Raw genomic sequence first — 25,246 nt, forward strand, 5'->3', positions numbered from 1 at the left:
CGGGGCCTGTCAGCCGTGAGCTGACTCGATCCCGCCGCCGGGGGCCGCCGGGGCACCCGCTCAGAGGGTCTTGCCGGTCGCCGGGCCCACGATCAGGCCGTCGCCGAAGGCGTCGACGCGGACCGTGTCCCCGTCCTTGACCTCGCCCGCGAGGATCTCCCGGGCGAGCCGGTCGCCGATGGCGGTCTGCACCAGGCGGCGCAGCGGGCGGGCGCCGTAGGCCGGGTCGTTGCCCTCCTCGGCGAGCCAGGCCAGGGCCTCGTCGGTGATCTCCAGGGTGAGCCGGCGCTCGGCGAGGCGCCTGGCGAGCCGGTCGATCTGGAGCCGGGCGATCCGGCCCAGCTCCTCCTGGTTCAGCGCGGAGAAGACGACGAGGTCGTCCAGCCGGTTGACGAACTCCGGCTTGAAGGCGGTGCGGACCACCTCCAGGACCTGCTGCTTCTTCTCCGCCTCGGTGGTCACCGGGTCCACCAGGTACTGGCTGCCCAGGTTGGAGGTGAGGACGAGGATCGTGTTGCGGAAGTCGACCGTGCGGCCCTGCCCGTCGGTGAGGCGGCCGTCGTCCAGCACCTGGAGCAGGACGTCGAAGACCTCCGGGTGCGCCTTCTCCACCTCGTCGAGCAGGACGACGCTGTACGGGCGGCGCCGGACCGCCTCGGTGAGCTGGCCGCCCTCCTCGTACCCGACATAGCCGGGAGGGGCGCCCACGAGCCGGGCGACGCTGTGCTTCTCGCCGTACTCGCTCATGTCGATGCGGATCATCGCCCGCTCGTCGTCGAAGAGGAAGTCCGCGAGCGCCTTGGCCAGTTCCGTCTTGCCGACGCCGGTCGGGCCGAGGAAGAGGAAGGAGCCGGTGGGCCGGTCCGGGTCGGCGATGCCGGCGCGGGTGCGGCGCACGGCGTCGGAGACGGCCTGCACGGCTTCCGCCTGTCCGATGAGCCGGCGGCCCAGCTCCTCCTCCATGCGCAGCAGCTTCTGCGTCTCGCCCTCCAGGAGCCGGCCGGCCGGGATGCCGGTCCAGGCGGCGACGACGTCGGCGATGTCGTCGGAGCCGACCTCCTCCTTGACCATGGTGTCCGAGGCGGCCTCCACCTCGGCGGCGGACGCCTCCTCCAGGTCCCGCTCAAGGGTCGGGATCTCGCCGTAGAGCAGCTTGCTGGCGGTGTCGAAGTCGCCGTCGCGCTGGGCGCGTTCGGCCTGGCCGCGCCGTTCGTCGAGCTTCTCCTTCAGCTCGCCGACCCGGTTGAGGGACTGCTTCTCCTTCTCCCAGCGGGCGGTCAGGCCCCGCAACTCCTCCTCGCGGTCGGCGAGATCGCGGCGCAGCTTGTCCAGGCGCTGCCGGGAGGCGGGGTCCGTCTCCTTCTCCAGCGCCAGCTCCTCCATCTTCAACCGGTCGACGGAGCGCTGGAGTTCGTCGATCTCGACGGGAGAGGAGTCGATCTCCATGCGGAGCCGGGACGCCGCCTCGTCGACCAGGTCGATGGCCTTGTCGGGGAGGAAGCGGGAGGTGATGTACCGGTCGGAGAGGGTGGCCGCGGCGACGAGCGCGCTGTCGGCGATGACGACCTTGTGGTGCGCCTCGTAGCGTCCCTTGAGGCCGCGCAGGATCGCGATGGTGTCCTCGACGGACGGCTCCGCGACCAGCACCTGCTGGAAGCGGCGCTCCAGTGCCGGGTCCTTCTCGATCCGCTCGCGGTACTCGTCGAGGGTGGTGGCGCCGACCATGCGCAGTTCGCCGCGGGCCAGCATGGGCTTGAGCATGTTGCCCGCGTCCATGGCGGAGTCGCCGCCCGCCCCGGCGCCGACGACGGTGTGCAGTTCGTCGATGAAGGTGACGATCTGGCCGTCGGACTCCTTGATCTCGGCGAGGACGGTCTTGAGCCGCTCCTCGAACTCGCCCCGGTACTTGGCCCCGGCGACCATCGCCCCGAGGTCGAGGGAGACGAGCCGCTTGTTCTTCAGGGACTCGGGCACATCGCCCTTGACGATCCGCTGGGCGAGCCCCTCGACGACGGCGGTCTTGCCGACGCCGGGCTCGCCGATGAGGACGGGGTTGTTCTTGGTGCGGCGGCTGAGCACCTGCACGACCCGCCGGATCTCCTGGTCCCGTCCGATGACGGGATCGAGCTTGCCCTCCCGCGCGGCTGCCGTGAAGTCGGTGCCGAACTTCTCCAGGGCCTTGTACGAGCCCTCCGGGTCGGGTGTGGTCACCCGGCGTCCTCCCCTCGCCTGCTGAAAGGCGTCCTGCAACTTCCTGGCGTCCGCCCCTTGCGCGGAGAGTACGTCACCGGCGGCCCCGCCCTCGGCGGCGATGCCCATGAGGAGGTGCTCGGTGGAGAGGTACTCGTCACCGAGGGCCTTGGCGCGGGCGGCGGCGTCGTTGACCACCGCGAGCAGCTCGCGGCTGGGCTGCGGCGGCGCGACGGTGGACCCGGCCACGCTGGGCAGCGAGCCGAGCACCTTCTCGGCACCGGCGCGCACGGCGGCCTGGTCGGCCTCCACGGCGGCGAGAAGATCGACGATGTTCTCGTGCGCCTGCTGCGGGCCCTGCCCCTGCAGCAGGGAAAGCAGCAGGTGGGCGGGGGTCAGGTCGACATGCCCCGCGGCAGTGGCCTGCTTCTCGGCCGCGTTGATCGCGTCCCGGCTCCGGTTGGTCAGCTCGGCGTCCACGTTCGCTCGGTCCTCCTTGGCGCCCTGGGGTTCTTCCTCTGGGTCTTCCGGGTCTTCCTCTGTCTGACCCGTCCAGCGTACATAAAGTTGAGTCTATTCCGCTCAAGGTGCGAGCGGGGGGTCTTTCGGGGGTTACCTTCCGGACCATGGCGACCTACACCCAGGACCCGTCGGCGATCGACGCGGCCTACCTCGGTTTCTGGCGGGAGCGGCACCTGTGCACGCTGACGACCCTCCGGCCGGACGGCACCCCCCACGTCGTACCGGTCGGAGTGACATACGACCCGGAGGCCGGATTGGCTCGGGTGATCACGAACAGGGCGAGCGCCAAGGCGCGGCACGTGCGCGCGGCCGGGGCGGACGGGGCCCCGGTGGCGGTCTGCCAGGTGTCCGGCCGGCGCTGGGCGACGCTGGAGGGGCGGGCGCGGGTGCGCAGCGAGCCCGAGCGCGTCGCGGAGGCGGAGCGGCGGTACGCGGAGCGCTACGAGCGGGCGCCGCGCCCCAACCCGGACCGGGTGGTGATCGAGATCGAGGTGACCCGGGTGCTCGGGCGGGGCTGACGGGCGGGACGGGCGGGGCCGAGCGGGCTGGAGTGGCGATTTTCGGTCATGGCCGGATCACAGCCCAATACGGTCCATGGCGGGAAATGTCCCCAGAAACTGCAGCGGCGTCACCGTGTTCAGGTCACGGTGACGCCGCTGCGGGGGGAAGCACCTGAGCGATCTGTTACGACGGGGGAATCGCGTCAGGCACTGCGGGGGGTGGCTGAGATGGTCCGTTGAGTGGGGGATTCCGGTTCCACCAGCCGATGGTCTCGTTGGTCGAGATTCACAAAGATCATCCCGTACCGAATGGCACACCTCACAGGCTGCGGCGCCCCCCGAGGCCGCCGCAGACACCGGTATGCCCGTACATCCTCTTCTTCGTCCCTCGTCACGACGACCGGCTCACCGAAGACCGTCACCATCAGCGAGTCACCGGCGTGGGGGATGGCGGTGACCAGGTCGATGAAGTGCCAGCCGGAGCGGTAGGCGGTGGCCATTTCTCGGCGAAAGGACCGGTCGTCGGGGGGAGTGGTCATGTCAGCTCTCGACCGCCCAGGCGCTGTCGTCGGTGCCGTTGGCGACCACCCAGGCACTGTCACCCGGCACGGCGGCGTTCGTAACCAGCCATGCACTGTCCGCCTGAGCGTCACCCTTGGTACCGGAGGCGGCACTCAGCGCTCCGAAGGCGACAACGGCGGAAAAAGCGGCGGCAAGCACCGAGCGAAGCAATTTCTTCTGCATAGTCGGCTTCGTCCTCACTTGAATGTCCCCTCTTCACCCCGTCAGATAAGACGATGGCTCATTCGGGCACGTCGTGGCCACACAATCGATGCATCATGTTCCTGCACGTTCAGGACCCTGGGGGGTGGAGATTTGACAGCAAAGGGGACTAACAGGACACATCCGCACGCGGTGACCATGCTGTGTGAGGAGGGTGGCCTGCTTTATGCGAACGCTCTGCGCACGGGACGCATTGCACGCTCGGCCGTGGAGGCTGCTCCCTGCTTGATCGAGTTCGACCTGCTCCACCCCGATCCCGACGATCCGAGCTGGCTGCGCCCGGTTGCGCCGGCGATCGCGCTGGCCCAGCGGCTCAACCCCATAGAGCACGAGATCACCGAACGCAGGCGTCTGTCGATCGAACTGGCAGATGCTTTCAAGCCTTTCATGGCGCTCAGCGCCCAGACGTCGACGGCGACGCACTCCATCACCGTGCTGGAGGGCCGGGACCGCATCAACGCGGCGCTCAACCTGGCCGCGGACCAGTGCCAGAGCGAGATGCTCACGGTGCAGCCCAGCAACCGCCGCACCGAACGCAGCCTCGTCCAGGGACTCGAACGCGACAGAACGCTGATCGAACGTGGTGTGGGGATCCGCACGCTGTACCAGCACACCGCGCGCTACAGCCCGGAGAAGCTGGCCTACGTGGAACAGCTCTCCAAGGGCAAGGTGGAGTACCGGACCATCGACGAGCTGGTCGAGCGGCTCATCATCTGCGACGAGACCGTCGCCTTCATCCCCACCCGCGACGACCAGAACGTCGCCCTGGAGCTGCGCCACCCCGGTCTCGTCCGCTACCTCATCAAGGTGTTCGAGTTCATGTGGGGCCGCTCGGTCCCGCTGAGCGCCGGCGCCCCCTACGAGACGGCCCCCGACGGCATCACCGACATCCAGCACTCCATCGCCAAGCTCCTGGTGGAGGGCCATGTCGACGAGGCCATCGCCCGCCGCCTCGGGATGAACGTGCGCACCTGCCGGGCCCACATCGCCAAGCTGGCCGCGGCCCTGGGCAGCGGCAGCCGGGCCCAGCTCGGCTTCCTCATCGCCCAGTCCGGGATCCTCGACTCCGACCAGCCGCAGCCGGGACCGGGGGCGCCGGAGGGCTCCTGACTCCGTACCGGGCCCGGCCGCCTCACAGGGCGGTCGGCGACCCCTGGTCGGGAACGCTGAGGTAGGGGCCGGTGTCCCGGGGGCCGTCGAGGCCGACCTGGGCGATGCGCACGCCCAGTTGGGTGCGGCTCGCGGCGCCCAGCGTCTCCGACAGGCGCGCGATGTGCGACCGGCAGGTGCGCACGCTGATCCCGAGCCGCTCCGCGATCACCGCGTCCTGGTGGCCCTCCGCCAGCAGCGCGGCGATGGACTGCTCCCGGTGGGAGATGCCCTCGATGCCCGTGTCCGGCAGCGGGGCGGTCAGCGGGATCGCGAGCCGCCACAGCCGCTCGAAGGCGGTGAACAGATAGTCCACCAGCGCCGGATGCCGCAGTTCGAGAGCCAGCGTGCGGTCCGCGTTCGCCGGGATGAAGGCCACCGTGCGGTCGAAGAGGATCAGCCGGTCGATGACCTCGTCCAGGGTGCGGGCCTGGACGGCGCCGCCCATCAGCTCCAGGTAGTTGAGCAGGCCCTGTCCGTGCCGCGCGACATGGGTGTACAGGTCCCGCATCCGGACGCCCCGGCCGCGCAGCGCCAGCGCCCGGTGCAGTCCCTCGGTCAGTTCGTGCTCGGGACGGATACCGCCCGGCTGGACGGTCAGCACCTCGGTCGTGCACGCATCGGTCGCCGCGTCCATGGCGGCCTGGATCCGCGACAGCCCGTCCAGGACGCGGATCGACGAACCCTCGCCGCCCGCGCTGACCTGCGGCCCCAGACCGGCGTACCACTCGAAGGCGGCGACCGCCGAACCCATGCGCCGCTGGCTCGCGCTGACCTCGTCGTAGACCCCGCGCAGCAGCCTGGTCATGACCTCCTGCGGGGAGGTCGGCACCAGCCAGTCCATGTCGTCCGGGTCCGGGTGCAGCAGCGCCAGCTCCAGCAGGCACGGCACCGGTTCGGCGTCCTCGCGGCGCACCCGCCCGCGCCGTACGGCCCGGGAATACACGCGATCCCCGGCCCCGCACAGTCGGTCAGCACCGTGTGGATGCTCGTCCGTCCCGTGCCCGGCCATCGCCCAGTCCACCCCCGGTTCCAGCCTCTCGTGCCCGGTGGGCCGCGCTCGTGGCACAGGCACACCCCTTCGGCTCCGCAACTATGCGCGGACGGTACCTGCTCCGCAACACGGCTGCTGCCGCCGTGACCGTGGGAAACCACCGGTATGCACCACTATCCCCGCGCCTCCGCCCGTTGAATTGCAACAAGCTGATGGTGCGCCACCCTTCTCTGAAGCGAAGACGGCCTGCCGCGGACCCGGCCGTTCCGGGCGCCACCACGCGGAAATCTCCCGGTGATCACGTCGTTACGCACCGCCTCTAACGTCCCCTCATGGCGGACATATTTGACGCGTACGCGTTGGCCGACGCGTGGGACGAGATGTTTGTACGGCCGGGTGAGGTCAGGACCGCCTACGAGCCGGTACTGGCGGCGCTCCAGCCGATCGAACCGAGCGAACTGCGCTTCCGGGCCGACCAGATGGCCCGGGCGTTCACCGACCGGGGCGTGACGTACGCCTTCGCGGGCGAGGAACGCCCCTGGCCGCTGGACCTCGTGCCGAGGATCCTCGACGCCCTCGAATGGGACCTCGTGCAGCGCGGGGTGGCCCAGCGGGTCAGAGCGCTCGAGGCCTACCTCGCCGACGCCTACGGGCACTGCCGGGCCTTCGAGGACGGCGTCGTGCCCTGGCGGCTGCTCCTCAACTCCCCCCATTTCCACCGCGCCGCCCACGGCGTCGAACCCCCCGGCGGCGTCCGCATCCACGTCTCCGGCATCGACCTCGTCCGCGACGAGGCCGGTGACTTCCGGGTGCTGGAGGACAACGTACGGGTGCCCAGCGGGGTGTCGTACGTCATCGAGAACCGGCGCGCGATGACGCGAATCTTTCCCTCCCTCTTCGCCGAACAGCATGTGCTCCCGGTCGACGGCTACGCGCAGAAACTGCTCGCCGCGCTCCGCGCCGCCGCGCCCGACGGAGGCGGCCAGGACCCCCGCGTCGTCGTCCTGACACCCGGCCCGAGCAACGCCGCCTACTTCGAACACGCCCTGCTCGCACGGCTGATGGGCGTGCAACTGGTCGAGGGGCACGACCTCGTCTGCCGCGGCAACCGGGTGTGGATGCGCACCACCCGCGGCGAGATGCCGGTCCACGTCGTATACCGGCGACTCGACGACGACTTCCTCGATCCGCTCCATTTCCGGCCCGACTCGGTCATCGGCTGCCCCGGCATCATGGGCGCGGCGATGGCCGGAAACGTCACCCTCGCCAACGCCGTCGGCAACGGCATCGCCGACGACAAGCTGCTCTACACCTACGTCCCCGACCTGATCCGCTACTACCTCTCAGAGGAACCGATTCTGCCCAACGTCGAGTCCTTCCGGCCCGACGAACCGGGGCAGTTGGACGCCGTCCTCGACCAGCTCGACCAGCTCGTCGTCAAGCCCGTCGACGGAGCCGGCGGACAGGGCATCGTGATCGGCCCCAAGGCGGACCGCGCGACCCTGGAGCGGACCCGCGCGGCCGTCCTCGCCGACCCCCGCGGCTTCATCGCCCAGCGGCCCGTCGCCCTGTCCACCTCCCCCACCCTCGCCGGTGAACGCATGGCACCGCGCCACATCGACCTGCGCCCCTTCGCCGTCAACGACGGCACCGACGTCTGGGTCCTGCCCGGCGGCCTCACCCGGGTGGCGCTCCAGGAGGGCAACCTGATCGTCAACTCCAGCCAGGGCGGCGGCTCCAAGGACACCTGGGTGCTCGCCGAAGGGCCCGCCGAGCACCCCGCACCGCCCGCCGGCGACCCCCTCCCGGCCGTCGCGCCCCGCCAGCTGGGACCCGACGGCACCCCCACCCTCGTACAGGAAGGGGCGCACCAGCAGTGAACGACGTGATCCTCTCCCGCATAGCCGAGGCGCTGACCTGGACCGGCCGCTACGTCGAACGGGCCGACGCCACCGGGCGGATCCTCGACGCCTATCTGCACCGGATGCTGGAGGACCCCTGGCGCGACGAGGACGCGGCCTGCCGCTCGTTGTACGCGATCCTCGGGATGGACGCGGGCGCCGACCGCGTGGACATGCAGCAGGTCCTCGACCAGCTCGCCTTCGACTCCCGCTCCACCGGGTCCATCGAGGGCGCGCTCGGCGCGGCCCGCCTGAACGCGCGCAGCGCCCGTGAGGCCGTCTCCTCCGAGATGTGGGAGTGCCTCAACTCCACCTGGCACGCCCTCGCCGACCGGCGCCGCGCGGCCCGGCGCACCGGCCCCTACGCCTATCTGGAGCTCGTACGGGCCCGCGCCGCGCTGTTCTTCGGGCTCGCCGACTCCACGATGAGCCGGGACGACAGCTGGCGGTTCGTCGTCCTCGGCCGCAGCCTGGAGCGCGTCGACATGACCGTGCGGCTGCTGTCCGTGCGGGTCCTGGACGCCGCCCACGCGCCCGACTGGCCCACCCTGCTGAGCGCGTCCGGCGCCGACGAAGCGTACGCGCGCGTGCACAGCGGCTTCGGCGACAGCCCCCGGGTCGCGGAGTTCCTGCTCCTGGACCGGGACTTCCCGCGGTCGGCGCTGCACGCGCTGACCACCGCCGAGGAGTGCCTGAGCGCGCTCGGCCGGCCCCGCCAGGACCCCGCGCGCCGGCCCGTGGGACGCCTGCGCACCCGCCTCGAATACCTCGACTCGCACGCTCTGGCCGATCAGCTCCCCGCGCTGCTGGGGGATCTCCAGCAGGCCTGCATGGCCTGCGCGGAGGCGGTCGCGGAGCGGTTCTTCCCGTACCAGGGGCCCGTGGTCTGGGCCCAGGAAGGAGCGTGAGCCATGGCGCGCCGCCTCCGGATCGAGCACACCACCCGTGTCGCGTACGCCCAGCCCGCGGCCTCGTCCCACAACGAGGTCCGGATGACCCCGCTGACGCTGCCCGGCCAGACCACCCTGGACGCCCGGGTCACCGTCAGCCCGGCGGCCACGACCTGGGCGTACTGGGACTACTGGGGCACCCAGGTCACCGGCTTCGACCTGCTGGACCCGCACGAGCGGCTCACCATCACGGCCTCCAGCCTGGTGGAGACCTCCCCGCCGGAACCCCTGCCGCGGGCCCCCGCCTGGGACGCGATCGCCGACCGCACCGCCCGCTCCCGGCTGCTGGAGTTCGCGGGCCCCACCGGCCGTACGACGGTCCCGGCGAAGCTCGTGAAGAAGGCGCGCAAGGCGTCCGCGGGACTCGACCCGCACGAGACGGCGCTCGCCGTGTCCGCGCTGGTCGCCGACCGGGTCGCGTACCTTCCCGGCACGACCGGGGTGAACACCTCGGCCACCGAGGCCTGGGAGCAGGGCGCGGGCGTCTGCCAGGACATCACGCACCTCACCATCGCCCTGCTGCGGGGTGTGGGGCTGCCCGCCCGGTACGTCTCCGGCTACCTCCACCCCGAGCGGGACGCGGAACTGCACCGGCCGGTCGCCGGGCAGAGCCACGCCTGGATCGAGTACTGGGCGGGCGACTGGTGCGGCTACGACCCCACCAACCGCACCCGGGCCGACGAGTCGCACGTCGTGGTCGGCCGGGGCCGGGACTACGACGACGTCACCCCGCACAAGGGCGTCTACCGGGGTGTGGCGGGCGGACCGCCGGAGGTGACGGTGGAGTTCACCCGGGTGGTCTGAGCGCCGGTACGCCACCGCGGGACCGGACATGGTCCGGCCCCGCGGTGGGTGGAGGTCACTTCAGCTGGAACGTCACTTCAGCTGGAACGTCACTTCAGCTTGATGGCCGCGCAGGCGGCGGCGAACTTCGCGGTGCAGATCTGGTCGACGGTGAAGATGCCGTCGGCCACGACCGTGCCCTTGATGTTGGCCCGCGTCAGCGCCGACACCGACACGAGCTGCGCCGGGATCTCCTTGTCGGTGGGGCTGTCGACCCGGTCCTGGGTGAGCGAGTCGAACAGGATGTCCTTGCCCTGGACCTTGGCGACGGCCATCTCGGCGGCGGCCTCGGCCTCCAGCGGGTAGGACTTGTAGACGCTCATGTACTGCTCGCCGCTCACGATCCGCTGCACGGCGCTCAGTTCGGCGTCCTGGCCGGTGATCGGCGGGATGGTAGTCATGCCCGCCTCCTCCATCGCCTCGATCGCGGCACCGGCCATGGCGTCGTTCGCGGAGTAGACGGCGGAGATGTTGTCCTTGCCGATCGCCGCGATGGCCTCGGCCATGTCCTTCTTCGCGATCTCCGGCTTCCAGCCGTCGACGTCGTACCGCTGGGAGATCGTCACCTTGCCGTTGAGCTCGGAGAGGGCGCCCGCCTTGAACTGTCCGGCGTTCGGGTCGGAGGGCGAGCCGTTGATCATCACGATCTTGTCGGAGGTGTCGATGTCCGAGCCCAGCGACTCGATGAGGCTGCGGCCCTGGACCTCGCCGACGAGTTCGTTGTCGAAGGAGACGTAGGCGTCGATCGGGCCCTCGGCGAGCCGGTCGTAGGCGATGACGGGGATGCCGGCCGTCTTGGCCTTCTTCACCGTCGAGGCGATCGCGGTCGAGTCCACCGCGTCCAGGAGGATGACGTCGACCTTGTCGGCGATCATCTTCTCCATCTGCGAGGCCTGCTTCTTGGGGTCCGCCTCACCGTTCGCGTAGACGGTCTTGCCCTGCTTCGCGGTGAGCTCCTCGACCTTCTTCTGGATGATCGGGTAGTCGAAGTTCTCGTACCGCGTGTTCGTCGCCTCCGGCATCAGGACGCCCACGGTGATGTCGTCGCCCTTCGTCGGGCTCGCGTCGGCACTCGTGCTCGACGCACCGAGCGCGCCACAGGCGGTCAGCGAGAAGGCCATGGAGGACGCTGCCAGGCATATGGCGGTACGACGGCGCATTGAGGAGCTCACTTCTGGTGCCTTCCGGACGAGGGTGCGGCAGAGCACCCCCAGGTGTCTGAAAAAGCCAACGCGGCCCATGCCCGGGGCGTCAAGCGGAATCACTTAACGAGTGCGCAACGCCACTCTCCGCTGGAGTTGTGGAGACAACGCGGAACCGCCCTCAAACACTCTTTACGGACCCTCCATCCAGCAGGAGCCCGCGCGAAGACGAAGATCCGTACAACCAACTGCATTCGTCGCGAGTCGTGATCATGACGGCTCCCCTCTGCCCTTCCCACTTCGTTCAGAGGATCGAATGAACCCAGCCAGACGTACGACGGCGGCGACCGCTCTCGTACTGGCCCTCACCGGCCCGCTCCTGACGGTCACCCCCGCCTCGGCGGCGACGTCCTGCGCCTCCCCGGTGTTCAAGCGGCAGTTCTTCGCGAACACCGCCTTCTCCGGCACCCCGAAGAAGACGGACTGCGACAGCGCGATCGACCAGAGCTGGTCCGGCGCCCCCGCCTCCGGCCTCCCGTCCAACAACTTCGGCGTCCGCTGGAGCACGACCAGGGACTTCGGCTCCGGCGGCCCCTTCACCCTCACCGCCTCCGGCCTCGACGGCATCCGCGTCTACCTCGACAGCACCCGCAAGATCAGCCTCTGGAAGAACACCACCACAACGGTGAGCAAGACCCTCAACCTCACCGTCCCCTCCGGCAAACACACCCTCCGCGTCGACTACGCCAACTGGACCGGCGCCGCCAAGGTCAAATTCACGTACACACCCCGCACCTCCGCCACCGTCGACAAGGTCAAGCCCCTGACGCCGACCGGGGTGTCGGTCGCGTACAACAAGAGCACCCTTAAGACGAAGGTGAGTTGGGCGAAGAACAAGGAGATGGACCTCGCGGGTTACCGCGTCTACCGCCGTCTCAAGGGCAGCACCGCCTGGACGAAGCTGACGTCGGCCACGGCCGTCTCGTACTCCGACACCCCGCCCCCGACCGGGCAGACGTACTACTACGAGGTCCGCGCGTACGACAAGGCGGGCAACGAGTCGGCGGGGACGGCGGACCAGGCGGTCACGACCGTCGACAAGACGCCGCCGGCCGCGCCGTTCGTCGAGCAGGACGTGTGCGCCACCGACGACCGGCTCGCCGGTCCGGAGCTCGTCACCACGGCGGAGAACAAGGCGGACATCGCCCTCTACCAGGCGCAGCGCAAGGACGCGGCGACCGGTGCGTGGACCACGGTGTACGAGGGCACGAAGGGCCCCTTCTGCGACCCGGGCCAGCCGGCCGACGGCAGTGTGGCCACCTACCGGGGCCGGGCGCGGGACGCGGCGGGCAACTGGTCGGCGTACTCGGCCGCGACGACGTTCACCCTGTGGGACACGGTCCCGCCGAAGGCGCCCGAGGGCGCGCACATCACGTACGAGGGCGGCGTCCCGCACCTGCTGTGGACGGCGGACCCGGCGGCGGCGACGTACCAGGTGCTCCAGCTGGACCCCGCCACCGGCGCCTACGTCGACGCGACCGACACGGCCACCACCACGGCCACCGACGTGGAGCTGCGGCAGAGGGCGGCCGTCGCCGACACCTACCGGTACGCGGTGCGCGCGCTGGACGCGAAGGGCAACGCCTCCGCGCCGGCCGAGGTGACGCTCACGATGAGCGGGCGGGCCGAGGCCATCGCCCCGTTCCGCACCACCGCGAGCCGCTTCGACGAGGGGGTGATGATCGAGTGGAGCAGCGCCGACCCGTGGACGTTCGGCGAGGACGACCCGCTGCTGACCTACGCACTCGTCCGCACCGACCGGGCGACCGGCGTGAGCGGCGGGATCACCGCGTGCAAGCCCAACAGCTCGCAGGACCTGCCGCTGACCGACCCGGACACCTACTGGACCTGGAACACCGGTGACGCCCCCGGTTACGCCGGGGCCCGGCAGATCAACGGCGTCTGCTGGGACGTCTCCGGCGCCTCCGAGACGACGTACGACTACACGGTCGTGACGGTCGACCCGTACGGTCACACCTCGCGGCCCGGTCCCGCCGCGACCGCGACGACGCCGGACACCGTGCGCCCGGCCCCGGTGGAGAACCTGGCCGCCGAGACGGTCCCGCTCGGCGTACGGCTGACGTGGACACCGCCGGCCGACGACGACGTCCAGGGCTACCGGGTGTGGCAGTCCGTCACGGACCCTGAGACCGGCGAGACGCGGTGGGCGGAGAACTGCTGGACGGGCGACTCGCTGACCGGCACCGAGATCCTCTGCCCGACGGTCCCGGACGGCGCCGCGCACACCTACAAGGTGGCCGCCACGGACGGCTCGCCGCTCGTCGACTCCTACGCCGGGCCCGAGGCCTTCCACCCCGCCGAGCTCACCGTCACCCTGCCCGACACCCGCCCGCCGGGCTGGACGGGGACGGAGATCCGCGAGGACCAGTACCCGGAGCTGTACGTCGGCTGCTCCGAGAGCTCCGGCCTCGGCGACTGCGACCGCTTCGCGGACTACCGCGTGGAGCGCTGGGACCCGGCGACGGCCGCGTACGTCACCCTGAGCGAGGGCGCGATGTACGACGCCGTGTTCTTCATGGACGAGACGGTCCACGAGGACACGCTGGGCCTGTACTACTACCGCGTCGTCCGCCTGGACGCCGAGGGCGCGGAGCTCTCGGCCGTCTCCAGCGCGTACGGCGTCTGGGACTCCTGGCTCTAGCCCCGGCCGACCGGCGGACAGCCGACCGGCGGACAGGAGAAGAGGGGCCCGGGGATCTCTCCCCGGGCCCCTCTTCGGTACGCCTGTCTAGTCCTTGGGCTTCTTCGGCCGCCAGACCACCAGCGCGCTGCTCTGCTGCACTTCCTGGTACGGCACCAGGTCGCGCCGGTACGAGGCGTGCACCGCCGCTTCCCGCTGCTGCATGGCCGCCGCGGCGCCCTCGACGGCGGACTGGAGTTCGGCGACCCTCGACTGGAGGGCGGCGACCTGGTTCTCCAGCTCGATGATCCGCTTGATGCCGGCGAGGTTGATTCCCTCGTCCTGGGACAACTGCTGGACGGTGCGCAGCAGTTCGATGTCCCGGGCCGAGTAGCGGCGGCCCCGGCCCGCGGTGCGGTCGGGAGAGACCAGGCCGAGACGGTCGTACTGCCGCAGGGTCTGCGGGTGCAGACCGGAGAGCTGGGCCGCCACCGAGATGACGTAGACCGGGCTCTCCTCGGTCAGTTCGTACGGCCCGCGGAAACCGTCACTGCGTCGACGACCGTCCATCTGCGTCATGCTCCCTTCGCGGCCTGGAACAGCTCCGCCCGCGGATCGTCGTCCGCGGTCGCCTCGCGATACGCCTCCAGCGCTTCACGAGCCTTCCCCGTCACGTCCTTGGGGACACTCACCTCCACGGTGACGAGCAGATCGCCCCGGGTGCCGTCCTTGCGGACCGCGCCCTTGCCGCGGGCGCGCATCGTGCGCCCGTTGGGGGTGCCCGGCGGCAGTTTGAGCGTCACCGCCGGTCCGCCGAGGGTGGGGACACGGATGTCCCCGCCCAGGACCGCCTCCGTGTAGGTCACGGGGACGGTCACCGTGAGGTTGTCGTCCTTGCGGCCGAACACGGGGTGCGCGCCGACGTGCACGGTGACGTACAGGTCGCCCGCGGGGCCGCCCCGTTCGCCCGGGGCGCCCTTGCCGCGGAGCCGGATGCGCTGGCTGTCCGTCACCCCGGCGGGGATGCGGACCTGCATGGTGCGCGAGGACTTGGCGCGCCCGCTGCCCTTGCAGTCCGGGCAGGGGTGCTCGGCGATCAGACCGCGCCCCTTGCAGTCCGGGCAGGGGTCGGTGAGCGAGAACCCGCCTCCCGAGCCCCGTGCCACCTGGCCGGTGCCGACGCAGGTCGGGCACACGCGCGGTGTGCCGTTCTTGTCGCCGGTGCCCGAACAGGCCTTGCAGGGGGCCTGGGAGGACATCCGCAGCGGGACCGTGGCGCCCTCGATGGCCTCGGTGAAGCTCAGCGTGACCTCGGTGTCGATGTCCTGGCCGCGCCGCGGCTGCACCCGGGTGTTCCCGGCGCCGCCGCGGTTGAACAGACCACCGAACACGTCCCCGATGCCGCCGCCGAAGCCGCCCGAACCCTGGCCGCCCTGACCGCCCTGGCCACCGCCGAAGAGGTCGCCGAGGTCGAAGTTGAAGTTGCCGCCGCCCGCGCCGCCCGGCCCGGGGCGGAAACCCCCGTTGCCGAAGAGGGCGCGGGCTTCGTCGTACTCCTTGCGCTTCTTGGGGTCACCGAGGATGTCGTTCGCCTCGGAGATCTCCTTGAAGCGCTCCTCCGCCTTGGCGTTGCCCTTGTTGGCGTCCGGGTGGAACTCGCGGGCGAGCTTCCGGTACGCCTTCTTGATCTCGGCCTCGGTGGCGTCCTTGGGGACGCCGAGGACCTTGTAGTAGTCCTTCTCGATGAAGTCCTTGGTGCTCATCCTCGACGCCCCTCCTTCCGGTCGACCGTCCCGACCATCGTGACGTCAGCCCTCTTCAGAGCTGTTGTCCTTCTCCTCGCCGGCCTCGGAGGCGTCCTCGGCCTTCACCGGCTGCGCGCCCGGCTGCGGTTCGGCGACGGCCACCCGCGCGGGGCGGATGGTGCGCTCGCCGATGCGATACCCCGGCTGGAGGATCGCGACGCAGGTCGTCTCGGTGACGTCCGGCGCGTACGAGTGCATCAGGGCCTCGTGGATCGTCGGGTCGAAGGGCTCGCCCTCCTTGCCGAACTGCTGGAGACCCATCTTGGCGGCCACGGTCTCCAGCGACTCGCCGACGGACTTGAAGCCGCCGACGAACTCGCCGTGGTCGCGGGCGCGGCCGATGTCGTCGAGCACGGGCAGGAGTTCGGTCAGGAGGCTCGCGACGGCGATCTCCTTGACCGTGATCCGGTCCCGCTCCACCCGGCGGCGGTAGTTCTGGAACTCGGCCTGGAGCCGCTGGAGGTCCGTGGTGCGCTCTTCGAGCGCCTTGCGGGACTGGTCCAGCTGGGCCGTCAGGCCGGTGATCTGTGCTGCTGCTGCGTCCCCGGCCGGGGCCGCCCCCTCACCGCTGGGCGAGGTGGCGGCCTTCGACTCGGCGTCGTCGGGGGTGGCGCCGGAGGGGACGTCGGGCTTCTCCTCGAAGCCCGGGGTCTCCTCCGTCACGCGGCACCGTCCTTGCGGTCCTCGTCGACGATCTCGGCGTCGACGACGTCGTCGTCGGCCTTCGGGGCCTCGGCACCGGCGCCGGCGGCCTGCCCGGCCTGGGCGTCGGCGTACATGGCCTGACCGACCTTCTGGGAGACCGCGGCGACCTTCTCGGTGGCGGTGCGGATCTCGGCGGTGTCCTCGCCCTTGAGCGCGGTCTTCAGCTCCTCGACGGAGGCCTCGACCTCGGTCTTGACCTCACCGGGGACCTTGTCCTCGTTGTCCTTGAGGAACTTCTCCGTCTGGTAGACGAGCTGCTCGCCCTGGTTGCGGGTCTCGGCGGCCTCGCGGCGGGCGTGGTCCTCCTCCGCGTACTTCTCGGCCTCCTGGCGCATCCGGTCGACCTCGTCCTTCGGCAGCGAGGAGCCGCCGGTGACGGTCATCTTCTGCTCCTTGCCCGTGCCCAGGTCCTTCGCGGTCACGTGCATGATGCCGTTGGCGTCGATGTCGAAGGCGACCTCGATCTGCGGGACACCGCGCGGGGCCGGCGGCAGACCGGTCAGCTCGAACATCCCGAGCTTCTTGTTGTACGCCGCGATCTCGCGCTCGCCCTGGTAGACCTGGATCTGCACGGAGGGCTGGTTGTCCTCGGCGGTGGTGAAGATCTCGGACCGCTTGGTCGGGATCGTCGTGTTCCGCTCGATGAGCTTGGTCATGATGCCGCCCTTGGTCTCGATGCCGAGGGACAGCGGGGTGACGTCGAGGAGCAGGACGTCCTTGACCTCGCCCTTGAGGACACCGGCCTGGAGGGCGGCGCCGATGGCGACGACCTCGTCCGGGTTCACGCCCTTGTTGGCCTCGTTGCCACCGGTCAGCTCCTTGACGAGCTCGGCGACGGCGGGCATACGGGTCGAGCCACCGACCAGGACGACGTGGTCGATCTCGCTGAGGGAGATGCCGGCGTCCTTGATGACGTTGTGGAACGGCGTCTTGCAGCGCTCCAGGAGGTCCGCGGTGAGCTGCTGGAACTGCGCGCGGGTCAGCTTCTCGTCGAGGTGCAGGGGGCCCTCGGCGGAGGCGGTGATGTACGGCAGGTTGATCGAGGTCTCGCTGGAGGAGGACAGCTCGATCTTCGCCTTCTCGGCGGCCTCGCGCAGACGCTGGAGCGCCATCTTGTCCTTGGCGAGGTCCACGCCGTGACCGGCCTTGAACTGCTGCACCAGGTAGTCGACGACGCGCTGGTCCCAGTCGTCACCACCGAGGTGGTTGTCACCGTTGGTCGCCTTGACCTCGACGACACCGTCGCCGATCTCCAGCAGCGAGACGTCGAACGTGCCGCCACCGAGGTCGAAGACCAGGATGATCTGCTCGTCCTTGTCGAGGCCGTACGCGAGGGCGGCGGCGGTCGGCTCGTTGACGATGCGCAGGACGTTGAGGCCCGCGATCTCACCGGCCTCCTTCGTCGCCTGGCGCTCGGAGTCGTTGAAGTACGCGGGGACGGTGATGACCGCGTCGGTCACCTTCTCGCCCAGGTACGACTCGGCGTCGCGCTTCAGCTTCTGCAGGATGAACGCGGAGATCTGCTGCGGGTTGAACGGCTTGCCGTCCAGCTCGATCTTCCAGTCGGTGCCCATGTGGCGCTTCACGGAACGGATGGTCCGGTCCACGTTGGTGACCGCCTGGCGCTTGGCGACCTCGCCGACCAGCACCTCGCCGTTCTTCGCGAAGGCGACGACGGACGGCGTGGTCCTGGCGCCCTCTGCGTTGGTGATGACGGTGGGCTCGCCGCCTTCAAGAACGCTGACGACGGAGTTAGTCGTGCCCAGGTCGATGCCGACCGCACGTGCCATGGTTGATTCCTCCAGATGACTTGAGTGGAACGGACTCAAGTGTGCACGACGTCCGCGTTTGGTGCAACAGACCTGAGTCGGCAGCGCTCAACTCTTATCCGTTCCTTACACGCAACCGGGCTCCGACCTGCGGCGATTCCGTACGGCGAGGCCGCTGTGACCTACCGCGCAGCAGCAGGAGGACGGCGATCAGCGCCCCGGCGGCCGTCCACAGCCCCCCGGACCCCGCCACCCACCCCAGCCGCACGAGCACCCCGAGGGCCACCCCGGCGCACGCCACCGCGCCCAGCACGACGGCCACGCCCTGCGCGGTGAGCCCCAGCCGCCGCACCCGGCGCACCAGGAGGACCCCGACGCCCAGCACACCGGTCAGGGCGAGCGGCACCGCCACGCTCCCGGCGCTCGCCCGCACGGCCACCGTCGCGGGCACGAACCCCGCGAACAGCGCGCCGCACGCGCCGAGCCCCACGCGCGCGGGCGGCCAGTTGTGCATGAGGAAACCGGTCAGCGCCGCCGCCAGCACGCTCAGCAGCACGGCCGGCCCGTCCAGCACCTCGGCCGCGGCGCAGACGCCGACCCCGAAGGCGGCGACGACCCCGACGGTCCCGGCGACCCCGTCGGCCCGGTCCAGCGCCCGGAACCCGACCGCCACCGCGGCCACCCACAGGGCGCCGAGCACCCCGCCGGCGACGCCGACCTCCTCGTACGGCATCACGCAGGCCGCCGCCACCGCCGTACCGGCGTACAGCACCCGCGCGCGCAGCCGCCGGGCGTCGGCCGCCCAGCCGAGGAGGGCCACCGCGCCCCCGGCCACCAGCAGCCGCCCGGTCCCGCCGAGCGGCACGGCCCCGCTCCACTGCCCCGCCGCGACCACCGCGCACGTGGCGAGCACGACCGCGGGCCCGCCGCACAGCGGCACCCGGCGCCGGGGCCTCCGGCCGACGAGTCCCAGGCGGAGCGCGGGGGTGCGGAGCAGGGCCGTCAGGGCGGCGGCGAGCAGAAGAGCGGCCGTGGCGGCGGCGATCCCATAGAGCACGCGTCTTAAATTAGTGACGAATGTACCAATTTGGTACGAATAACACGTTCGGATTGCCCAGCCCCTCTTAAGGCAACCCTCAGCGACACAGATCACCGCACCGCTGGCTACAGTGCGATCGAGGATGCGGGTACCCTCAAGAGGACTGCATAAGTTACCGCTTAGTAATCTCGCCCCGCCCAGGCCCGAGGAGCCCCCGACATGCAACTCGCAGCGATCATCGTGTCGCTGGTCCTGACCGTGGTCGGTGCCGCACTCTTCGTACGCGTCATCGCGCAGTTCGTCCGTTTCTTCATGCTCGGACAGCCGCTGCCGGCCGGTACCCGGATCGACAACCCGTACCAGCGCAGCGTGACCCTGGTGAAGGAGTTCCTGGGTCACACGCGGATGAACCGCTGGGGCGTCGTGGGCGTCGCCCACTGGTTCGTCGCGATGGGCTTCCTGACCCTGATCCCGGTGCTCGGCCAGGCCATGGGCCAGCTCTTCCAGGCCGACTTCCAGCTCCCCCTCATCGGCGGCTGGCTGCCCTGGGAGATGTACGTCGAGTTCATCACCGTCATGACGGGTGTCGGCATCGCCGTGCTCATCGCCATCCGGCTGCTGAACCTGCCCTCGCGCCCCGGCCGCAAGTCCCGCTTCGCGGGCTCCAAGGCCTGGCAGGCGTACTTCGTCGAGTACGTCATCCTCACCATCGGCGTCGTCATCTACGTGCTGCGCGGCCTGGAGGGCGCACTGCACCACGTCGACCACTACGAGGCCGCCTACTTCGCCTCGTACCCGCTGGTCACCGCCCTGCGCGGGCTCGACGTCTCCACGCTCCAGACCCTGACCTACCTGTTCGCGGGCATCAAGGTCAGCGTCTCGTTCATCTGGATGATCGTCGTCTCGGTCAACGCCAACATGAGCGTCGCCTGGCACCGGTTCCTGGCGTTCCCGAACATCTGGTTCAAGCGTGACGCGAACGGCGGCACCGCGCTGGGCGCGCTCCAGCCGATGACCTCGGGCGGCAAGCCGATCGACTTCACCGACCCCGGTGACGACGACGTCTTCGGCGTCTCCCAGGTCGAGCAGTTCTCCTGGAAGGGCCTCCTGGACTTCTCGACCTGCACCGAGTGCGGTCGCTGCCAGTCGCAGTGCCCGGCCTGGAACACGGGCAAGCCGCTCTCCCCGAAGCTGCTGATCATGTCGCTGCGCGACCACTCGCACGCCAAGGCGCCCTACCTGCTCGCGGGTGGCGGCAAGACCATGGAGGGCGAGGAGAAGGCGTCCGAGGAGCAGCTGGCCGGGGTGCCCGCCGCCGCCCTCGCCGAGGCCGAGCGCCCGCTGATCGGCACCGTCGAGGAGAACGGCGTCATCGACCCGGACGTCCTGTGGTCCTGCACCACCTGCGGCGCCTGTGTCGAGCAGTGCCCCGTCGACATCGAGCACGTCGACCACATCGTCGACATGCGCCGCTACCAGGTGATGATCGAGAGCGCGTTCCCGTCCGAGGCGGGCACCATGCTCAAGAACCTGGAGAAGAAGGGCAACCCCTGGGGCCTGGCGAAGAAGCAGCGCCTGGAGTGGCTCAAGGAGGTCGACTTCGAGATCCCGGTCGTCGGCAAGGACATCGAGGACCTCACCGAGGTCGAGTACCTCTACTGGGTCGGCTGCGCCGGCTCCCTGGAGGACCGCGCCAAGAAAACGACCAAGGCGTTCGCCGAGCTCCTCCACATCGCGGGCGTCAAGTTCGCGATCATGGGCGGCGACGAGAAGTGCACCGGCGACTCCGCCCGCCGCCTCGGCAACGAGCCCCTGTTCCAGGAGCTCGGCATGGAGAACGTCATGGCGCTGAACATGGCGTTCGGCGAGGAGACGGACGAGGACGGCAAGGTCACGCCGGAGTCGGCGAAGCCGAAGTCGGCCAAGAAGATCGTCGCCACCTGCCCGCACTGCCTCAACACCATCGGCAACGAGTACCCGCAGCTCGGCGGCGACTACGAGGTCATCCACCACACCCAGCTGCTCCAGCACCTCGTCGACGAGGGCAAGCTGGTCCCGGTGACCCCGGTCGAGGGCATCATCACCTACCACGACCCCTGCTACCTGGGCCGCCACAACAAGATCTACACGCCCCCGCGCGAGATCATCGCAGGCGTCCCGGGCCTCCGGAACGAGGAGATGCACCGCCACAAGGAGCGCGGCTTCTGCTGCGGCGCCGGCGGCGCGCGGATGTGGATGGAGGAGCGGATCGGCAAGCGCATCAACAACGAGCGCGTCGACGAAGCCCTCTCCGTCAACCCGGACATCGTCTCCACCGCCTGCCCGTTCTGCCTGGTCATGCTCACGGACTCGGTCAACGGCAAGAAGAACGAGGGCAAGGCCAAGGAGTCCATCACCGTCGTCGACGTCGCCCAGCTCCTGCTGGAGTCGGTGAAGACCCCGGCGGACCCCGCGGACGCGGCGGAGACGGAGAGCGAGCCGGAACCGGAACCGGTGAAGTAACCCGACGGTCCCCGCCGTCCGCGGGGTCCGCACCGTTCATCCGCACCCTTCACGCGAAGAAGCCCCCTGGTCCAGGGGGCTTCTTTCGTCTTCCTGCCCGGGCGGGCGGCCCGGCTCCGTCAGCCGCCGCCGAGGAACGCGGACGTCGAGAAGGTGACCCGCGGCTCGGCGTCCACCAGCCCCTTCCCGGTCCCCGCGTACACCGAGACGCTGTCGCGCGTCTCGCCGCGGTAGGTCCGTACGACGAGGTCCGCGCGGCCGTCGCCGTCGAAGTCCCCGACGCCGACGACCCGGCTGGTGCCGACGGCCTCGGGCCGGACGGTGACCGTCCCGGACGTGGACAGGCCCTTCGCCCGCCCCCGGAAGAACTTGATGCCCGAACCCCCGCTGGAGACGAGCTCGCTCCACCCGTCCCCGTCGAAGTCGGCGGCGTCCAGCATCGACCCGGGCGAGGCGAGCGTGGCGCGGGAGGCGCCCGGCAGGTCGTAGCGCAGGGCGGTGCCGCCCATGGCTCCGATCGCCGCGTCCAGCGCCTTGCCCCTGCCGAACCGGCCGAGGGCGACGTCGATACCGGCGGGCAGCTCCACGCCGGTGCGGGTGGGGCCGTCGGGCCCGCCGAGGACGATCGCCGAGGGGGCGCTCGCCTCCGCCGCGCGGACCACGAGATCGTCGTACCCGTCGAGGTTCACGTCCACGGCCGGTCCGGTCGGCGCCTCGCCCGGCCCCGGGATCGGGGCGGTGGCCTCGTGCGCCGCGCCCTTCCTGCTGAACGGCCCGCGCAGATAGGTCAGCCGGCCGCCGCTGGCGTGCAGGACGAGGTCCTGCTCCCCGTCCCCGTCGAAGTCGCCGCACACCGGCTGGTCGGACCAGTCGTTCCCGGCGCGGGCGGCGCCGGGCACGACCAGCTTGACGGCCTTGCCGGTGAGCCCGGCCGGTGAGCCGAACAGGAGCTGGAGCGGCACCGGGGGCCGCCCCTGACCGTCGTAGGGCGGATCGGTGGAGACGACCAGGTCCGTGAACCCGTCCCCGTCGAGATCGCAGCTCGCCTCGGCGTCGAAGACGGCGGGGAACTGCCCCTCGGTCCTCGCGCCCTGCTTCTCCGGGCTCACCAACTGCCGTACGGCCGGGGTGAGTCCGCGGGCGCTGCCGTAGACGATCCCGACCCCGGCGTCGTCGGTGTGACTCTCCGCCTTGACCAGGTCGTTCAGTACGAGGTCACGGTGGCCGTCGCCGTTGAAGTCGTCCGGGACGCGGCTGCCATCGCCCCGGGGCACGGGCAGGAGGGCGGGGGCGTCGTTGGCCCGGACCGGTGCGCCGGTGGGGTGCCCGGCGCTCCCGGCGTGCTGGTCGGGTCCGCAGGAGACCCCGAGCAGCAGCACCATCCCGGCGGCCACCCCGCTCCCGGCTCTTCGCAGGCGCACCGCTCACCTCGTCCGTGTCATCGGCATCGTCAGCACCCTCGGCAACGACCCCGCAATGATGCACGTGTTCGACGCCCGGGTTAAGGGGGGAGCCCGCGAAATGGTGTGGTGACCCCGCCGTCCGTGATGCTGGGATGGGCCCATGACGGTCGTGGAGGTCGTGGACCGGGGACGGTACGCGGACACGGTGACGCCCTGGGAGTCACGGGAATGGCGGGCGGACGCGCTCGGCTGGGCCGAGGCCGCGCTGTCGGCGCGGGGCCTGCGCCCCACGGGGCACCGTGCGGTACGGCTGCGGCCGTGGTCGGTGCTGGTACGGATCGGGGTGGCGGACGCGACGGGCGGAGCCGTCTGGTTCAAGGCCAACCCGCCCGGCAGCCGCTTCGAGGCCGCGCTGACCGGCGCGCTCGCCGGGTGGGTGCCCGGACGGGTGCTGGAGCCGCTGGCGGTGGACGCCGGGCGCGGCTGGTCGCTGCTGCCCGACGGCGGCGCCCTCTTCCGTGACGTCCTGGACCGCGGCGACGCGGGCCCCGGCGACTGGGAGGAGGCACTGCGCCAGTACGGGGCCGTGCAGCGCGCGCTGATCCCGCACACCGCCGCACTCGAACGCCTCGGCGTCCCCGCCCTGCGCACGGCGGCCTTCCCCGCCGCCTACGACCGGCTCCTCGCGTCCAACCCGGCGCTGACGCCGGACGACCGCGCCCGGCTGCACGCCCTGCGCCCCCGCCTGCTCGACCGGTGCGCGGAGCTGTCCTCCCTCGGCGTCCCCGACTCCCTCGACCACGCCGACCTGCACGACGGCCAGCTCTTCCGCCCCGCCCCGGGCCGCTTCACCTTCTTCGACTGGGGCGACGCCAACGTCTCCCACCCCTTCTGCAGCTTCACCGTCGCCGCCCGCCGCGTCCGCGAACGCCACGGCGAGCGGGCGGTGCCGCGGCTGCGGGACGCGTACCTGGAACCCTGGACGGACCTCCGCCCCCGCGCCGACCTGCGCCGCGCCCTGACCCTGGCGACCCACCTGGGCGCCCTGGCCCCCGCCGGCGCGTGGGACCGCCTGTTCCCGGGCGTGCCGAACCCGGACGACGGAACGGCCGCGGCGGAGTGGCTGCGAGGGCTGGCCGGGGAGCCGCAGGAGTGAACCGGCGGCGGCTTCCCGGACCGGCGCCGGACCCTCATGGCCGTCGGGGGCGGTCCCTTAAGGGATGTCACAGCTCGGCAGCAAAGCCGGGTCCGATCGCCCGGGCCCGGCACGCGGCTCGCCCGGACCAGGTACGTTCGAAGGCGTGGCAGGATTCAGGATCGGACGCGGCCGGAACGACGGCGCTCCTCATACGCGACCGCAACAACCTCCGTACGGGCAGCAGCCGCCGCCGGGACCGTCGTACGGCGGCTACCCCTCGCGGCCTCAGCCCCAGCAGCCTCCGCACGCCCAGCAGTACGGGGGCGGCTACGACGAGCCCGAGTACTTCGGCGACGGCGGCCACCAGGGCGGCGGCTACGGCCAGCACGCCGGCCACGATCCCTACGCGGCCAACAACCCGGGCCACACCCAGGCCTTCTCCACCGGCGAGGACCCCTACCACCAGGGCGGCACGTACCGCGCCGGTTCCACGGCCCCCGCGGGCCCGATCGGCCCCCGCCTGCACTGGAAGGACCTGCTGAAGGGCATCGTCACCGCCCCCGCCCAGACCTTCCTGCGGATGCGGGACTACACGATGTGGGCCCCGGCCGTCATCGTGACCTTCCTCTACGGTCTGCTCGCCGTCTTCGGTTTCGACGGCGCCCGCGAGGAGGCGATCAACGCCACCCTCTCCAACGCGGTGCCGATCGTCCTGACGACGGCCGTCGCGATGGTCCTGGCCGCGTTCGTCCTCGGTGTGGTCACCCACACCCTGGCCCGCCAGCTCGGCGGCGACGGCGCCTGGCAGCCCACGGTCGGCCTGTCGATGCTGATCATGTCCCTCTCGGACGCCCCCCGCCTCGTCTTCGCCATGTTCTTCGGCGGCGACGCGACCTTCGTCCAGGCCCTGGGCTGGGCGACCTGGGTGGCCGGCGGCGCCCTCCTGACCCTCATGGTCTCCAAGTCCCACGACCTGCCGTGGCCGAAGGCCCTGGGGGCGAGCGCGATCCAGCTGATCGCTCTGCTGTCGATCGTGAAGCTCGGCACGTTCTGATCCCCGTACGGGGACGACTCTGCTCCCGTACGGGAAACGACGACGACATCCGCGTGGCCTCTGCGGCCACGCGGATGTCGTCGTACCGGGGATCATCGGACGATGACGGCCGTCATTCCGGGACCGGTCCCGGTACCGGTCCCGTCCTGATCTCGA

The 25,246-nt window shown here is 70.8% G+C and carries 20 protein-coding genes; 9 read left to right on the forward strand and 11 right to left on the reverse strand.

Going from position 1 to position 25,246, the window contains the following annotated elements; genetic code table 11:
• Positions 1-60 precede the first annotated feature (60 nt).
• Positions 61-2,670, reverse strand: a complete 2,610-nt coding sequence (gene clpB / locus ACIPSE_RS14780; RefSeq protein WP_401662289.1) for an ATP-dependent chaperone ClpB — start codon at positions 2,668-2,670, stop codon at positions 61-63.
• A gap of 146 nt (positions 2,671-2,816) precedes the next feature.
• Between clpB and ACIPSE_RS14785 the strand changes: the two genes are divergently transcribed.
• Positions 2,817-3,230 (forward strand): pyridoxamine 5'-phosphate oxidase family protein, encoded by a 414-nt coding sequence (locus ACIPSE_RS14785; RefSeq protein WP_401662291.1) that lies wholly within the window; start codon positions 2,817-2,819, stop codon positions 3,228-3,230.
• Positions 3,231-3,415: 185 nt separating this feature from the next.
• Here the strand turns inward: ACIPSE_RS14785 and ACIPSE_RS14790 are convergent, their stop codons facing one another.
• Positions 3,416-3,751, reverse strand: coding sequence for a hypothetical protein (locus tag ACIPSE_RS14790; protein WP_401662294.1), 336 nt, complete (start codon positions 3,749-3,751; stop codon positions 3,416-3,418).
• 1 nt (position 3,752) lies between these two features.
• Positions 3,753-3,956, reverse strand: a complete 204-nt coding sequence (locus ACIPSE_RS14795) for a hypothetical protein (protein ID WP_401662296.1) — start codon at positions 3,954-3,956, stop codon at positions 3,753-3,755.
• A 177-nt stretch (positions 3,957-4,133) separates the two neighbouring features.
• Between ACIPSE_RS14795 and ACIPSE_RS14800 the strand changes: the two genes are divergently transcribed.
• Positions 4,134-5,105 (forward strand): helix-turn-helix transcriptional regulator, encoded by a 972-nt coding sequence (locus ACIPSE_RS14800; RefSeq protein WP_401663097.1) that lies wholly within the window; start codon positions 4,134-4,136, stop codon positions 5,103-5,105.
• 22 nt (positions 5,106-5,127) lie between these two features.
• On the opposite strand, the gene ACIPSE_RS14805 is transcribed toward ACIPSE_RS14800, so the two are convergent.
• Entirely contained in the window at positions 5,128-6,156 is a 1,029-nt protein-coding gene (locus tag ACIPSE_RS14805) for a LuxR C-terminal-related transcriptional regulator (protein WP_401663099.1), read from the reverse strand.
• A gap of 314 nt (positions 6,157-6,470) precedes the next feature.
• Here ACIPSE_RS14805 and ACIPSE_RS14810 point away from each other — a divergent pair, with 314 nt between their 5' ends.
• The 3 genes from ACIPSE_RS14810 to ACIPSE_RS14820 are packed head-to-tail and all read left to right on the forward strand — an operon-like array spanning position 6,471 to position 9,793.
• Positions 6,471-8,018 carry a circularly permuted type 2 ATP-grasp protein gene (locus ACIPSE_RS14810; protein WP_401662298.1) on the forward strand — a complete coding sequence of 516 codons (1,548 nt, stop codon included), beginning with the start codon at positions 6,471-6,473 and terminating at the stop codon, positions 8,016-8,018.
• Positions 8,015-8,947 carry an alpha-E domain-containing protein gene (locus ACIPSE_RS14815; RefSeq protein ID WP_401662301.1) on the forward strand — a complete coding sequence of 311 codons (933 nt, stop codon included), beginning with the start codon at positions 8,015-8,017 and terminating at the stop codon, positions 8,945-8,947. Before ACIPSE_RS14810 ends, ACIPSE_RS14815 begins: the two co-directional genes overlap by 4 nt.
• Before the next feature lie 3 nt (positions 8,948-8,950).
• Positions 8,951-9,793, forward strand: a complete 843-nt coding sequence (locus tag ACIPSE_RS14820; RefSeq protein WP_401662304.1) for a transglutaminase N-terminal domain-containing protein — start codon at positions 8,951-8,953, stop codon at positions 9,791-9,793.
• 89 nt (positions 9,794-9,882) lie between these two features.
• Here ACIPSE_RS14820 and ACIPSE_RS14825 read toward each other — a convergent pair whose 3' ends face one another.
• Entirely contained in the window at positions 9,883-10,992 is a 1,110-nt protein-coding gene (locus ACIPSE_RS14825) for a substrate-binding domain-containing protein (RefSeq protein WP_401662306.1), read from the reverse strand.
• 298 nt (positions 10,993-11,290) lie between these two features.
• On the opposite strand from ACIPSE_RS14825, the gene ACIPSE_RS14830 reads away from it, so the two are divergent.
• On the forward strand, positions 11,291-13,696 hold the full coding sequence (locus tag ACIPSE_RS14830; protein ID WP_401662308.1) for a PA14 domain-containing protein: 2,406 nt from the start codon (positions 11,291-11,293) through the stop codon (positions 13,694-13,696).
• Between the two features lie 87 nt (positions 13,697-13,783).
• Here the strand turns inward: ACIPSE_RS14830 and ACIPSE_RS14835 are convergent, their stop codons facing one another.
• The 5 genes from ACIPSE_RS14835 to ACIPSE_RS14855 form a co-directional block, all read right to left on the reverse strand.
• The gene (locus tag ACIPSE_RS14835) at positions 13,784-14,245 is read right to left on the reverse strand and encodes a heat shock protein transcriptional repressor HspR (protein ID WP_401662309.1); all 462 of its coding nucleotides are present in this window, start codon (positions 14,243-14,245) and stop codon (positions 13,784-13,786) included.
• A gap of 5 nt (positions 14,246-14,250) precedes the next feature.
• A complete protein-coding gene (dnaJ, locus tag ACIPSE_RS14840) occupies positions 14,251-15,438 on the reverse strand; it encodes a molecular chaperone DnaJ (RefSeq protein ID WP_401662311.1) in 1,188 nt (395 codons plus the stop codon).
• Positions 15,439-15,483: 45 nt separating this feature from the next.
• Positions 15,484-16,143 carry a nucleotide exchange factor GrpE gene (gene grpE, locus ACIPSE_RS14845; RefSeq protein WP_401662313.1) on the reverse strand — a complete coding sequence of 220 codons (660 nt, stop codon included), beginning with the start codon at positions 16,141-16,143 and terminating at the stop codon, positions 15,484-15,486.
• Positions 16,140-17,975: a molecular chaperone DnaK gene (gene dnaK, locus ACIPSE_RS14850; protein ID WP_401662315.1), complete on the reverse strand. Its 1,836-nt coding sequence runs from the start codon at positions 17,973-17,975 to the stop codon at positions 16,140-16,142. The genes grpE and dnaK overlap by 4 nt, the downstream gene beginning before the upstream one ends.
• A 94-nt stretch (positions 17,976-18,069) precedes the next feature.
• Entirely contained in the window at positions 18,070-19,011 is a 942-nt protein-coding gene (locus tag ACIPSE_RS14855) for an undecaprenyl/decaprenyl-phosphate alpha-N-acetylglucosaminyl 1-phosphate transferase (protein WP_401662317.1), read from the reverse strand.
• 201 nt (positions 19,012-19,212) lie between these two features.
• Here ACIPSE_RS14855 and ACIPSE_RS14860 point away from each other — a divergent pair, with 201 nt between their 5' ends.
• Positions 19,213-21,495 (forward strand): (Fe-S)-binding protein, encoded by a 2,283-nt coding sequence (locus ACIPSE_RS14860; RefSeq protein WP_401662319.1) that lies wholly within the window; start codon positions 19,213-19,215, stop codon positions 21,493-21,495.
• Between the two features lie 119 nt (positions 21,496-21,614).
• Here the strand turns inward: ACIPSE_RS14860 and ACIPSE_RS14865 are convergent, their stop codons facing one another.
• Positions 21,615-22,877 (reverse strand): FG-GAP repeat domain-containing protein, encoded by a 1,263-nt coding sequence (locus ACIPSE_RS14865; protein WP_401663101.1) that lies wholly within the window; start codon positions 22,875-22,877, stop codon positions 21,615-21,617.
• A 181-nt stretch (positions 22,878-23,058) separates the two neighbouring features.
• Here ACIPSE_RS14865 and ACIPSE_RS14870 point away from each other — a divergent pair, with 181 nt between their 5' ends.
• Positions 23,059-24,054: a phosphotransferase gene (locus ACIPSE_RS14870; protein ID WP_401662321.1), complete on the forward strand. Its 996-nt coding sequence runs from the start codon at positions 23,059-23,061 to the stop codon at positions 24,052-24,054.
• A 64-nt stretch (positions 24,055-24,118) separates the two neighbouring features.
• Positions 24,119-25,090 carry a Yip1 family protein gene (locus ACIPSE_RS14875; RefSeq protein WP_401662323.1) on the forward strand — a complete coding sequence of 324 codons (972 nt, stop codon included), beginning with the start codon at positions 24,119-24,121 and terminating at the stop codon, positions 25,088-25,090.
• Positions 25,091-25,246: the final 156 nt, after the last annotated feature.

The sequence above is a fragment of the Streptomyces sp. NPDC090106 genome, assembly GCF_044747265.1.
Lineage (GTDB): Bacteria > Actinomycetota > Actinomycetes > Streptomycetales > Streptomycetaceae > Streptomyces.